A 14647-nucleotide genomic window follows, 5' to 3' on the forward strand; every position below is an offset into this window, starting at 1 on the left:
TTGATAGCCTACGCCAACACTACCGCTGGTGTCGCCTTTCGAATTAGTCGCACCGTTGAGTTTAATAACAACGTGTCCGCTATCACTAATGCGTGACACACCAACTGCAATCGCATTTTGACCGCGGTGTGTTCCCGCGCCTACGGCTACCATTGAATGCCCTGGCAAGTAGGCTTGAGGAAGCCCCGCTGCTGCCATCGCTGACGCGGTACCCGCACTTGCACGTTTATCAACGTCACCAATGCGTTTATGAAGTGGTGCAACGGCTTGATTTGCAATCGCCTTCACATCGCCAATGTTCGCAGCGTTGTTATCTTTCGGATCACGGTAAGTTTTACCGCTAATGCCGCTGGCGATATTTTTCACTTGGTTGCCGCCCATGTCAACATTGGCACCGTTTTCCACTTTCAAGTTGCCGCCTTGTTTCACGGTAACGTTGTTCGCTTCAACGCTATTCAAGCCTTTAAGGTCTTTCGCCAGTTTGACAGTCAGTTTAGCATTTTTACCCTCTTGGCTTGCTACAACACCGATGTTGCCGTCAGTCAGCTCGCCTTTCGCGCCACCCACCACTTTCGTGGTTTGGTTGAGTTTAACAGCGGCTTGACCTTGGTCACCTTCGTATTTCACGCCGTCGTTCAAGGTTGCCACTTCTTCCACATTACCATCTGGTTTTGTGTACACTACGCGCGTTTTGCTTTCGCCATTTTGACCATCGTTGCCATCAAGGCCTGGTGCGCCATCTTTCACACCAATAACGGCGTTAGGATTTTTGCCGTCTTTACCAGCAGGCCCCGTTAAGCCGATTGTGCCATCTTTGCCATTTACAACAACACCCGTTTTACCGTCTTTGCCATTCACAGCCAATTTACCGTCAGCACCATCTTTGCCGTCTTTGCCTGGACCGCCGATATTAACATCGTTGCCAAGGGCAAGGTCGACTTTAGTCACGCCGTTTTCAACTTTCTTGCTTACACCGATAGAACCATCTGCACTACCGAAATCTACTGTTGAATTCGGTTTAACCGCACTTTGGTCTTGACCGTTAGTAGAAATATTCCAACCAGAATTCTCGTTGACATATTTTACTAACTGGCTACCGTTCACAGCGTCTTTAGAGGTCGGTGAAATATCGCCATCAGCTACATTGGTAATTTTGTTACCACCGTTGTCTAAACCGTTGGCAGTAAGGCTTACATTGCTTGGTTTGCCTTCAGCGTTGGTGCCAGTGATGCTAACGCCACCGCCGTTAACAACAGTGGTATTGCCAGCAGCATCAGTGGTTGTAACTGAATTCAAGCCTTTCAAGTCTTTGGCTAGTTTTACTGTCAATTTAGCATTGTCGCCATCTTGATCAGCCACCACGCCGATATTGCCATCAGCCAACTCACCTGTTGCACCGCCAACGATGCTGGTTACTTTGTTGAGCTTCACATTGGCTTCACCTTGGTCACCTTTGTAGGCAATGCCGTCATCCATAGTAGCCACTTGTTTTGGATCGCCAACTGGGTTGCCGTCTTTGTCTTTAGGCTGATAAGTGATGCGAGTACCGTCTTTACCGTCTTTACCGTCTTTGCCATCATCGCCTTTGCCGCCTAAGAAAGCTGGGCCTTTGTTGGTGGTGATGTCAGCATTCGCACCGTCTTTACCCGCCACGCCGATTGAGCCGTCTTTGCCGTTGAGCGCAACGCCTGGTGTACCGTCTTTACCTGGTACGCCATCTTTACCGCCAACCACGATAGAACCGCCATCTTTACCGTTAATGGCCACAGCTGGTTTGCCGTCTTTGCCATTCACACCGATTGAGCCGTCTTTGCCGTCTTTACCGACAGTCAAGTCGTTACTCAAACCAATTTCTAAACGTCTATTATCTTTATCAGCGTCTTTAGCGGTTACGGTGATGCCGTCAACACCTTTAATTTGAATTTGTTTACCCAAATTTTGAGTAACTTTGGTGCCATTATCATCAGTCAAGCCAAAACCACCACCTTTAGCAGCGTCAGTGATGTTGTTGACCGCACTTTGCAAATCGCCAATATTGGCTGCATTAGTCAACATATCACCTGTCGCATCAGCAAGTTTAGTACCATCTAACCCACTGGCTACATTAGTGATTTGCTTACCACCCGCATTCACGCCATCTTTACCGATAGACACGGTGGTTTTCGGATCTTTTGCCGTACCATCATCTTTGGCTTTGCCAAAGACCACGTTATCAAGGTCAGAAAGGTTTTTCGCAAGTTTGATAGTCAAGTCCGCATTTTCACCATTTTGTTTAGCCACTACGCCAATATTGTTATCAGACAATTTCGTTTCGTCTTTCACACCACCAGTGATATTGGTGATCTTATTCAACTTAACATTGGCTGCACCGACATCGCCTGTGTAAGCGATACCATCATCCATGGTAGCCACTTGTTTTGGATTGCCAACTGGGTTGCCGTCTTTGTCTTTTGGCTGGTAAGTGATGCGAGTGCCGTCTGCGCCATCTTTGCCATCATCACCTTTGCCACCTAAGAAAGCAGGGCCTTTGTTAGTGGTGATGTCAGCATTCGCACCGTCTTTACCCGCCACGCCGATTGAGCCGTCTTTACCGTTGAGCGCAACGCCTGGTGTACCGTCTTTACCTGGTACGCCATCTTTGCCGCCAACTACCACTTTATCCAAGTCTTGCAATTCTTTGGCAAGTTTAATGATGAGTTCGCCTCCATCATTATCCACACGGATATTGGCAGCAGAGGCTTCTTTATTGTCAGCCAAAGCACCTTTGATGGATAAGGTTTCGTTGAGTTTTTTAGCAATCTCACCACCTTTATTGCCTTGGAATTTCAAGCCGTCGTTAAGTGTAGCGACATCTTCATCGTTGACTTTCAGGCGGTCTTTGCCGTCTTTGCCATTCTTACCGTCAAGACCGTCAGCACCTTTACCCACTGTCAATTTGCCGTTGGCACCATCTTTACCAGCTAAACCGATTGAGCCGTCTTCACCTTTGATGGAAACACCATCTTTGCCATCTTTACCTTTTACAGTAATAGTGCCAGGGTTGGTGTCATCGCCCACGGTAACGTCTTTATCCAGCTTGAATTCAAAGGTTTGGTCTGCGTTGTCTTCACCTGAGCGAGTAACCACAATGCCACCTTTGTCAGCACCTTTGAATGCCACATCTTTGCCTTTGACAACGGCTTTCTTATCAGTTCCGTTGTCAGATACAGTGAAACCATAAGCGTTGTCGGAAATGGCTTTCTCTAACTGATCTTTATTAACAGCATCAGTGCCTTTCTCACCAGCTTTCACGTTGGTGATGGTTTTACCGCCAGCATTTACGCCATCTTTGCCGATCGACACTGTCGATGTTGGATCACCATCTTTCGGACCGAAAGTGACTTTTTCAAGATCAGTTAGGTTTTTCGACAATTTCACTGTTAAAGTGTCAATGCCGTTAGATACCACTCCGATATTTTTATCGGTCAAGTCTGCTTTTTCAGCTCCGCCAACCACTTTGGTTTCTTGTCCTAATTTACGATTGAACGTGTTGGTATCAGCCACACCGTAATCACCAGAGAAATCTAAGCCTTTGGCAATATTAGTTGCGTTATCGCCAGCTTTATCACTCACTTTCTTAACCGCACTTTCAGTCGCTGCACGGTTGGCATTATCACCAACGCCGTAATCTGCTGCATTGCTAGCAGGATCACGTGCATCTAAGCCTGTGATTTTGCCTTTTTCGATCTTCGTACCATCGCTGCCGCCAACGGTTACATTGCCGTTATTGCCATCAATCTTGGTCGCATTATCACCACTACCAACAGTAACCGTATCCAGCTCGGTCAAATCTTTGGCCATTTTCACGATAAGGTCAGTGCCATTGTTCTCAACGTACATATTGGCACCCGATACAGACGTACCCGCATTCTCACCTTTGATGGTCATCACGGTGTTCAGTTTTTTCTTGATAACGTCTTTGTCGGTGTTGTTCCCTTGGAACATCAAGCCGTCATTGAGGTTCGCCACTTCTTGTGGGTTGCCTGCTTTATCGGTGTAAACAATGCGAGTCTCGGTTTTGCCGTCCGCACCGTCTTTACCGTTTGCGCCGATGCCATCAAGACCTGGTTTGCCAGCAGCTACGGTGATGGTGGATTTACCATCTTTACCAGTAAGACCGATGGAACCATCTTTACCATTTAAGGCTACACCTGGTTTACCGTCAACGCCGTCTTTACCGGCTTTACCATCTTCGCCGCCAACAACGATAGTACCGCCGTCTTTACCGTCGATAGCGACACCGTCTTTGCCGTTTTCGCCCGCTACGCCGATTTTGCCTGGTTTGCCATCTTTGCCAACAGTGACTTCATTATCTAAACCAATTTCAAATTTTTGGTCTTCGTTGGCGTCGCCTGTGCGTTTTACGGTTACACCGTCCGCACCGACAAACTTCACATCTTTGCCTTTGGCAACCGCACTTTTAGCACCGTCTTTATCAGATACAGTGAAGTTGTAAGATCCAGCACCCACCGCGTCATTCAACTGTTTAACGTTAACAGCGTCTGTGTCGTCAGTACCCGCAGCAACACCTTTGATTTGCTTGTTACCCGCATTGATGCCTTCATCTTTATCGATCACAACAGGACCAGTAGTGACTTTATCAAATTCCACCTCTTTCGCAGTGGCGATTGTCATATCTTTGCCTGCTTGTTTAATGGCGATATTTTTACCCGCTTTCACGGTAACAGTGTTAGTCGCTTTGATAGCTGCAACAGTTGTACCTTCAGCTTTACCGCCATCTTCGCCAGTAGTTAAGTTCCAACCACTTTCCAATGTATCCACACGAGTGTTAGTAGCGTGTAATTGGCTGCCGTTAACAGCGTCTTTGCTGTTTGGACCAATTGCGCCGTCAGTAACATTGGTGATTTTCTTATTACCAGCGTCAATACCATCTTTCTTCACAGAAGGACCGTTTGTAATAGTCAAGCCGTCATTGGATACTTTTGTATCCCCCATAGTGACAGAGCCTGTGTTTCCAAGGTCAAGCGTTTTCGCCAGCTCAATTTGAACTTTGCCGTCTGCCACTTTCGTAGTGATATTGTCATCAGCACCAATCACTTCAATTTTTCCATTGAGCGGTTTTTCAACGGATTTGCCGTCGGCTGCTGTCAAGCCAAATTTTGCGTTAGCGAGTTTGGTATCCACCGCATTCACATCATCGCTGACTTTCTTAACTGCGCCCTCAGTAGCTGCACGGGTTGCGTTGTCGCCTGTGCCGTAATCTGTGATATTGCTATCACCTGGTTTACGGTCATCAAGCCCCATCACTTTGCCCGCTTCAACAGTGGTTTTGCCAGTGGTCACTTTCGGTGTGGTCACACCCTCTTTATTCACCACTGTGTCGCCGATAGTCAAGGAACCCGCTTCGGTCAAGTTAACCTCATTATTCAAGGCGATTTCAATGCCGCCATCAACCCCTTTGGTGGTGATGTTGCTATCACCTGTCACTTTCACTTCATCGCCAAGTTTCTTAACGCCAGATTTGCCACTGTCGCCCGCAAAGGTTAAGCCTTTATTGTCAACAGCCTCTTTAGCATCTTTACCGTCTTTGATATCTTTCTTAGTTTGTTCAGAAAGATCAAATGTGACATCAGCACCAGCGGTATTGCCTTTATCGGTTACTTTCGCAACAGTTCCATCGCCATCAACAAATGTGACAGTTTCAGCATTTTCAATTCTCGCTGTGGTTGTTTTATCCGCCACATTGAAAGAAGACATCGTACCGTCAGCGGTATTATTTTTCACATAGTTTTTCAAATATTCCACGTTAACGGCATCTTTATCATCTGGGGTTGTGTTCATAGACATGTTCGTAATCGGCTTGTCGCCCATGTTAATGCCATCACTATTGATAGTTGGACCGTTTTCGATTGCCACGCTGCCTAGTTTAGTGAGGTTTTTCGCCAATTTCACGGTGATAGAACCGCCTGCATCGCCTACAGTGCCGATGTTATTTTCGGTCATGTCGGTTGCGCCACCGAGTACAGAAAGAGTCTCTTTCGGTGTGCGGCTAATGGTTACATCCCCATTGTCCCCTTTATATTTGTAAGCGGACGCTTGGATGGCGTTATACACATCGCCACCGTTGACAATATTTTTATTGCCTTCGGTGATATAGTTGTTATTACCCGCATTATTTACCGTACCACTATCAAAGGTTGGCGTTTTGCTGGTAGAAACTTTGATATCACCGTTGCCTTCTTTGCTGATGACAATATTGTCGCCATTCACAAAGTTCACGTTATTGCTGTCTTTGTTAACGGTTTTCGCCACTTCACCGTTCACTTTAGCATCCCAAGATTGAAGAGCCGAATCTGCTACCGTTTTCACATCATTCAACTGACCGCCATTAACAGCGTCTTTAGAGTCTTTTGCAATGTTACCGTCGGCAACGTTAGTGATTTTATCACCACCGACGTCAAGACCATCTGCGGTTGATGTCAAATCGGTGCTGTTGTCGCCATTTTTGATGGTCACTTTTTTGAAGGTCACTTCATCTTTTGTGGCAAGGGTGATAGTTTTATCCGCCAATTTCACCGCCATATTGTCGCCAGCTTGCACCTTCACGGTCTCGCCCGCTTTAACGGCTTTTGCATTGGTGGTAGAGGTCACTTGACCAGTACCCTCATTGCCAACGTCCACTGTCCAGCCTTCTTCTAATGCCGTGATTTTAGTTGTATTACCTGCGATATTCGTCGTGTTTGTATTTACTTTATCATCAACGGCTTTAACCGCACTTTCCGTTGCGGCACGACCAGCATTCTCGCCTGTACCATAATCCGACTTGTTCGTTACAGGATTGCGTGGATCGAGACCTGTTACTTTTCCGCTTTCTACCACAGTATCGCCAGTGGTCACTTTCGGGGTGGTTACACCGTCTTTGTTAATCACGGTAGAACCAGTCGTTACGGAACCGTCATCCCCAAGATTGACATCTTTATTAAGGGATACTTTAATGCCATCATCTGCAATCGTGCTCGTGGTAATGTTGTCATCACCTTTTACAGAGATGGTATTATCTAAATCTTTCTGAACAGCCTTACCATCATCAGATGTTAAACCGAATTTACCCACATTTGGCGTTGCGCCTTTGATGGCTTTATTCAACTGATCTAGGTTTACAGCATCTGTGCCATCTGTACCTTCAGCTACACCTGTGATTTTTTTGCCACCTGCATCAATACCGTCTTTGACAATTTTTGGACCGTCTTTGATGGTTACGCCATCACCATTAATAGTGGTGCTATCCCCAAAGACCGCACTTGTTAATCCTGTCAAGTCTTTGGCAAGTTTCACGTTCAATGTGCTAGCCCCATCTGCAAACACGCCAATGTTGCCAGTGGTCACTTTACCTTCATCGGTAATGCCACCTTTCACATCCACTTGTTCGCCAAGTTTTTTGGTCACCACAGTGCCAGCGTCGCCGCCAAATGCAATACCTTTAGTTTTAACCGCGGTATCAGCGTCTACGCCTTTTTGGATGTTGTCTTTAGTGGTTTTTGCAAGGTCTACTTTGTAATTTAAGATGCCTTCTGGCGTTTCAGCTTCGGCAGTGACGTTCACAGCATCGCTGCCTTTTTCAACCGTCGTCTTTGTTGCACTCACGGTATATTCAATAACGCCATTATTCTCTTTAGTAGACACTGTCGCTTGTTTAGCACCTTTCACCACTGGCTGAGTAGCTTTCGCAATGCGTTTTACGTCGCCGATGTTGGCAGCGTTGCTGTCTGTATCACCACCTGAGGCAAGGTTGGTAATGTTGTGATTACCAGCATCAATGCCGTCTTTGGTAATTTTGATTGGTGTTTGATTGCCGCTTGATACTTTCGGTGACACAACCAAGCCGTCACCATTTAAGGTTACTTCGTCACCTGCGTCGTTGGTCATTTTCACTTCACCGCCGTCGCCAAGATTGATTTTCTTAGCCAGTTTCACGGTTAGGGTGCTCTCACCGTCAGATTCAACCCCAATATTGCCGTCAGTTAAATCATCTTTTGAGGCTTTGCCACCTTTGATGTTGGTTACTTCACCTAATGGGCGAGCGAATTCGTTGGCTTTCGCATTATCAGATTTATAATCACCTGCGTATTTCGTGCCTTTGGCGATTTCATTGGCGTTATTTTGAATATTAGTTTTATTGCCTTCAATATTAGTTTTGTTGGCTTCAACCTGAGTGACCGCACTTTTCAATTTGTCGGTTGCTTTGATGTTTACTGTATTGCTACCATCAGATACGGTTTCGATTAGGCTTTCATCACCTTTGATATTCAAGCTTGGATTTTCGCTATCAATCGTCAATGCGTTTGAGTTATCGCCATCAACACTAAAGCTACCCAAACCTGGTTCAACATGGCTGGCAATCGTGAAGGTATTTGAATCTTTATCAAATAGCACTTGCACATCGCCATCACCTTCCAATGTTACCGTATCGCCAAATTTAACGAAGCTGGATTGCTCGCCACCTGACTCACCTTTGCTACCTGTATTTTTAAAGGTAATGCCACCTTTCTCTAACACATTCCACAATTGGGAACCATTGATAGCATCCGTGGAAGACGCAGAAATTTCACCAGGTGCTACATTGACGATTTGACGTTCTGCCCCTGCTTTTGCCACGCTGACTACGCCATAGGAAGCCTTCCCTGTACCAGCAAAACCACCATAGTTAATGCCATTCACTTCTGCAGTGGTGACAGCTTTCGCTTCTTTGTCAGCAGATTCGTTCCCTAAGATGACACTATTCGGTTGAGTCGCTGTCACGCCATTGCCAAGAATAAAGGTATTATCTTTGGGCAGCGTATTATTATTACCAATCGCGTACGAACCTGCGCCAGATACCGTGCTTGGATCACCGATGGCGCCGGATTTCGCCCCCGTTACTTCATTGCCCGTACCGATGGAGATGGATTTTTCGCCTTTCGCTTTTGCACCATTACCAATCGCAATCGCTGATTCCGCTGAGGCAACCGCACTTGTACCTTCTGCGATAGCGTCTTTTGCCTCAACCGTCGCACCTTTACCTACGGCGATGCCATTCACACCTGCCGATTTGACCAAAGAGCCTGCCCCTAAAGCAGTACCATTGATTGCATTCACATCTACTACACTGCCTGCACCGACAACGGTACCGAAGTCTGCTCGAACATGAGAGCTACCACCAACAACAACGGCTCGCTTCATGTTAAAGCCAGTAGAGTTACCATTAGCGAAGTCCCCGATGATAACGTTTTTATCCCAAGTTTCCGTGCCAGAACCTGAGGCAATGGTCGCTTGGTTACCGAGAACTATGTTGCGAGTAAAACTCTTCCAGTCTCCCCCGGCGATAGCAAAGTTACCGATGACGGTATTTTCATCACCATTAATTTTCGATCCTGCTTTAATCCCCATCGCAATGTTTGCGTCACCCACTGAGGTTTGTAATGCACCTGTACCGATCCCGATATTGCTACCTGCGCCATTAGCCGGAGCATGATCAACAAAACCGTTATTGGTTTTCACACCAGCCCCAGCGCTTGTACCAAGGAAAACATTGCTCTTGCTATCGCGTTTTTCAACATCACTAATGCTGGTGTTCAAACGCATACCAACACCGGCGCCATTACCAATTGCCACTGTGCCGTAGGTAATGCTGTCTTTACCTGCTTCTTTACCAATCAATACGCTTGGGCTGCGACCTCCATAATCTGCACCATTATGAATGCTGCGTTGCTCTTTCGCCACAGCTTCACTTAAAGCACCCGCTTGATAACCGATTGCTACACTGTAATCTTTTTTCGAGTTTGCACCAGCATAAGTTCCAAGGTTTACATTATGAATATTCCAGTTATCGGCGATGATTTCTTTTTCAAGTTCCTTGTCGTGGAATTTTTGATCCCAACTATCACCTTTAGCAGCCCCTGCATGCTCACCGATGGAAACATTACGACCGCCCCGAGCAGCTGCCTGTTCACCGATAGCAATGTTATACATATGCCCTTGGTGGCTTCTAATAAAATCATTGGCTAGTAGATTTGCTTTAGTAGCGTCCCCTCCACTGACGGTCAACTTTGAGCCACGTGGCAGGTTCAAGAAGGCTTGGTACTCTTTCTCATTTGCAAAAGACTTTCCTTCTACGAGATTATACTGTTGACCTTGGTAGGTGAACGATGCAGAAACTGGAATCGTCACACCTTGCCAAGCTGCATTTTCTTGTCCTGCTACAGCACCACCACCAATGGCGATAGATCCATTGGTTACCGCATTGGCGCTTCCGCCAACGGCAATGCCACCTGCACTATTGGCTTGTGCGTCTGTACCGCCATTGACGACGACTGTCTTATGATCGCCCGCATTATTTTGAACCGCCACATCCGCCGCAAATGCGGTGTTAGCTGAAAGTGCGGTCAAGATGGAGGCAAAAAGGGCGGAGAGTTTGAATAAGATTCCAGATGTTTGTTGTGGGGAGGTGTTGCTGGTGTTACTTGAGGAGGATTTTATCACTTTGCTGCGGGCTAATTCTGAAACTGCAACAAATGTGCCAGTGGCTTGGTTATAAATACATTTGAAGATCTTATTCATTGGATTTTCCTTGTTACTCGTTGAATTGTATGACTTTTTTGGAGAGCGGCTCTTATGCACAAACGTGTGTGACAACCATAGGGACAACTCTCCGAAATTAGAGAATTGTCGCTATTAAAACACCATTTCGGATACAACTCAACCAAGAAATGTACAAAACTTGACATCAAAAAAAAAAACAATTGATGACAAATATTTACAATTTATTTTTTATAACAAATTCCAATGATTAAGAAAAAAACGTCATTTTCTATTGAAACTATTTTAACTTAATGACAAAACTCTTTTTGTAATTCTGTGATTTCGATCACATTTCACCCTTTACTTAACGCTGACCGCACTTTCAATCAAAAATGCGGTTTTCAGACGGCATAAAAAAACCCACCGAAGTGGGTTTTTATTGTCATCACGATTAGATGATGCCTTCCAAGTTTTCAGCAATGTACACATGACCACCGCCTTCAGTGGTGTATTCATACGCAGTGATGTCACCATTGTCGGTCTGAATCGTGTGTTGCGCGCCTTTAGAGGATTTATCCACCCCTAAAATAGCATTTCTAGGACCGTCACCTGTGCTGCCGAAAATTTGCAAGCCATTGCCTGTGTATTGATACAGGTTGACTTGGTTGCCCGCTCCTTCAAGGTCAAGCAATTCTAGGTTTTCAAACAGCGTTGCACCGTATTGGCTTTGACCTTGTCCATCATGATTGTCTGCGGTGATAATGAGCAAGTCTTTATCGCCATCGCCGAAATCAATTCTGCCTGGGTTGTCGCCTGTACCTGCTCCATTTTGGGTTGTACCCGTGATGATAACCGTATCGTTACCACTACCCATATTGATTACGTTACCGTTACCAAGGTAGCCGACGCTCATAATATCATCACCCTCGCCCATGTTCACGGTTGTGGATTGTAGGCCGCTGTCTACTACGGTCAACTCATCGTTGCCAGTACCCATATCAATGTTACCACCACGGATCAGGGCTTCACCTGGTCGATAGATGTTGATCACATCTTTATCAGCACCTGTGTTGATGGTAACGGTGCCGTAGGTGCCGTCCACAAAGCTGGCGGTGATGTAGTCACGTCCGTCGCCTGTATCCACATGCAGTTCACCATTGCCTGGACCTGTGTCGATGCTACCTGTGATAATGATGTAGTCATCGCCGTTGGTGGTTTTCCATTGTGAATCTGGCGTATCTTTTTGCTCTTGACCATTGTATTTATTTGGGTCATTGATACTACCACCGCCAACAATTTCACCACCTGGGTTGTTCGGACCTACATTTTCCGAGATATCCACAGTGAGACGGTTGATACCTTCCACGATATGGGTCTCTAAATTGGTTGGCGCAGTGCGGTCGGTGTCAGACGCTTTGCCACCGCTTTGGTTGGTGGTTTCAGCGGTTACACTGTACGACTTGCCATTTTGAATCCAATCTTGGTTTTCAGGTACATTCACAGACCATCTGCCATCTTGGGCGGTGGTTGTGCCTGTCCACACTACATCGTTGCCGTCTTTAATGGTTACGGTAACTTTTTGACCATTTTCAACGTCGGTTGAGCCGCCAATGTTAAAGCCGTTTTCTTTGTCCACTTGGTTAATTTGCCCATAATCGTCGTGGTCGAAACGCCCTTGTTGCTCATTAGCGATTTCATCAATGTCAATTTTCGCAGGCGGTGCATTAGGGTCAACATTGTTGTTGGTTACCGTAATGGTGCTTTCCGCCGTTGCACCGTCTTTGTCGGTGACTTGGTAGGTGATTTCAGGAATGTCACCTGTGTAGCCCTCTTTTGGCGTGAACTCGAACGCTCCATCTTTGCCGATGGTTAATGTACCGACGTCTTCGCCATCGCTGTTGCGAATGGTGGTTTTTTCACCCACTGGCACGTCTTCACCGCCCACAGTGATCTTGCTCACTTCGAGATCTTGTTTCGGATCACTGTTCGCACCGTCAGGGTCGTTGTCGTTATCTAACACGTTACCTTTGGCTGGCTCTTCGGTTGAACCACTGAAGTCATCGTGCGTTGCCGTCGGTGCCTCATTCGCAGGGTTCGTGTTGGTGATGGTCAAGGTTGATGTGCTCTCTTTGTCACCATCGGTTACGGTGTAGGTAATCTCTGGGATTTCGCCGCGATAGCCTTTTTCAGGCGTAACGGTGTATGAGCCATCTTCATTCAAAGTTACCTTAGCAATCGGGTTGCCCTCAGCGTCGGTGATCGTCGTTTCCTGATCTACAGGAATCGCTTGCTCTTTACCACCAACGGTTACCTTACCGCCCGTCACTTTCAACTCGCCTGTATTATCAGGGTCGCTGTCATTGTCTAACACATTGCCTTTCGCAGGTTTGTCAAATGAACCCTCACCAGTATCAGGCTGTGCCACAGGTGCTTGGTTTTCTGGCGTGGCACCGGTTAAGGTGGCATCATCTTTGCCTTCCGGGCTTTCGTTGCCTGCTTTGTCGGTCACTTTGGCTGTCACTTCCACTTTGCCGCTTTCTGGCAATTTGTCTTTTGGAATGGTCACTTCAACACCGTTTTTGATGTCTTCATCAGTGAGCACTTTCTCTTCTTTGAAGCCATTTGGACCTTCAATCACCACTTTGTCACCGGCTTTTGGTGCGGTTTTGTCGTCTGTGGTGTCAAACGTTACCTTCACTTTAACGCCGTCTGAAACTTCGTCTGGTGTCAATTCGTCGTCGCCACCTGCGATTTCAACTGTCGGTGCTTTTGGTGCGGTTACGTCTTTAGCGTTGTCTTTGCCTTCGTCACCGGTGTTGCCGGCTTCGTCGGTTGCTTTGGCAGTCACTTCGCCGCCGTCTTTGACTTTGTCTTCTGGAATGGTGACTTTGCCTGTGTCCGGGTCAACGGTGACACCTGGGTTTTCATCTGGGTTGGTCACTTTCCATTTGCCGTCGTCGCCTTTTTCTACGGTAACCGTGTGGTCTTGACCGTCTTCACCTGGGTATTTCACGTCAACTTTTTTGGTGTCGTCGTCTTTTGGTGGGTCAATGGTCACTGAGCCGTCATCTTGGGCAGTCACTGTTGGCGCAGCTGGGGCATCTTTATCTGCATCGGCATCTGCATCAGCATCGGCATCTGCATCAGCATCGGCGTCTGCATCAGCATCTGCATCTGCATCGGCATCAGCATCAGCATCGGCGTCGGCATCTGCGTCGGCATCTGCATCGGCATCAGCGTCAGCATCGGCGTCAGCATCAGCATCTGCATCAGCGTCAGCATCAGCATCTGCATCGGCATCAGCGTCGGCGTCAGCATCAGCGTCAGCATCGGCGTCAGCATCAGCATCAGCATCAGCATCGGCGTCGGCGTCGGCATCTGCGTCTGCATCGGCGTCAGCATCAGCGTCTGCATCAGCGTCTGCGTCGCTATCATTATTATTTTTAGCAGTATCTGTTGCTGGATCACTAACGTTGCCGCTGTCGTCAGTAGCTGTACCTGTTACTTCGCTGCCGTCTTTGACTTTGTCGGCAGGAATAGTGGTTTTGCCTGTATCTGGGTCAACGTTGAGGTTGGGATCAGTCGTGGTCCATTTGCCATCATCACCTTTTTCTACTACTGAGGTGTGTTTGTTGCCGTCTTCGTCGGTGTATTCGATGGTCACTTTTTTGGTGTCATCATCCTTGGGTGGCGTAATGCTTACTGAGCCGTCGTCTTCTGCTTTTACCTCTGGGGCAGCAGGTGGGGTGACGTCTTTAACGGTATCTGTTGCTGGATCGCTAACGTTGCCGCTGTCGTCAGTAGCTGTACCTGTTACTTCGCTGCCGTCTTTGACTTTGTCGGCAGGAATGGTGGTTTTGCCTGTATCTGGGTCAACGTTGAGGTTGGGATCGGTTGTCGTCCATTTTCCATCGTCGCCTTTGGTCACAGTTGAAGTGTGTTCTTTGCCGTCTTCGTCGGTGTATTCGATGGTCACTTTTTTGGTGTCATCATCTTTGGGTGGCGTAATGCTTACTGAGCCGTCGTCTTCTGCTTTTACCTCTGGGGCAGCAGGTGGGGTGGTGTCTTTGTGGTCATCACCACCTTTTGA

General features: G+C 47.1%; 2 protein-coding genes. Both read right to left on the reverse strand.

Annotated elements, in window-relative coordinates; translation table 11 throughout:
- Positions 1-10596: YadA-like family protein (locus HPC40_RS08975; protein ID WP_208119161.1), on the reverse strand; the 10596-nt coding region annotated here is incomplete at its 3' end.
- A 412-nt stretch (positions 10597-11008) separates the two neighbouring features.
- On the reverse strand, positions 11009-14647 hold a 3639-nt coding region (locus HPC40_RS08980; protein WP_208119162.1), incomplete at its 5' end, for an Ig-like domain-containing protein.

The organism is Spirabiliibacterium falconis, assembly GCF_014885015.1.
Lineage (GTDB): Bacteria > Pseudomonadota > Gammaproteobacteria > Enterobacterales > Pasteurellaceae > Spirabiliibacterium > Spirabiliibacterium falconis.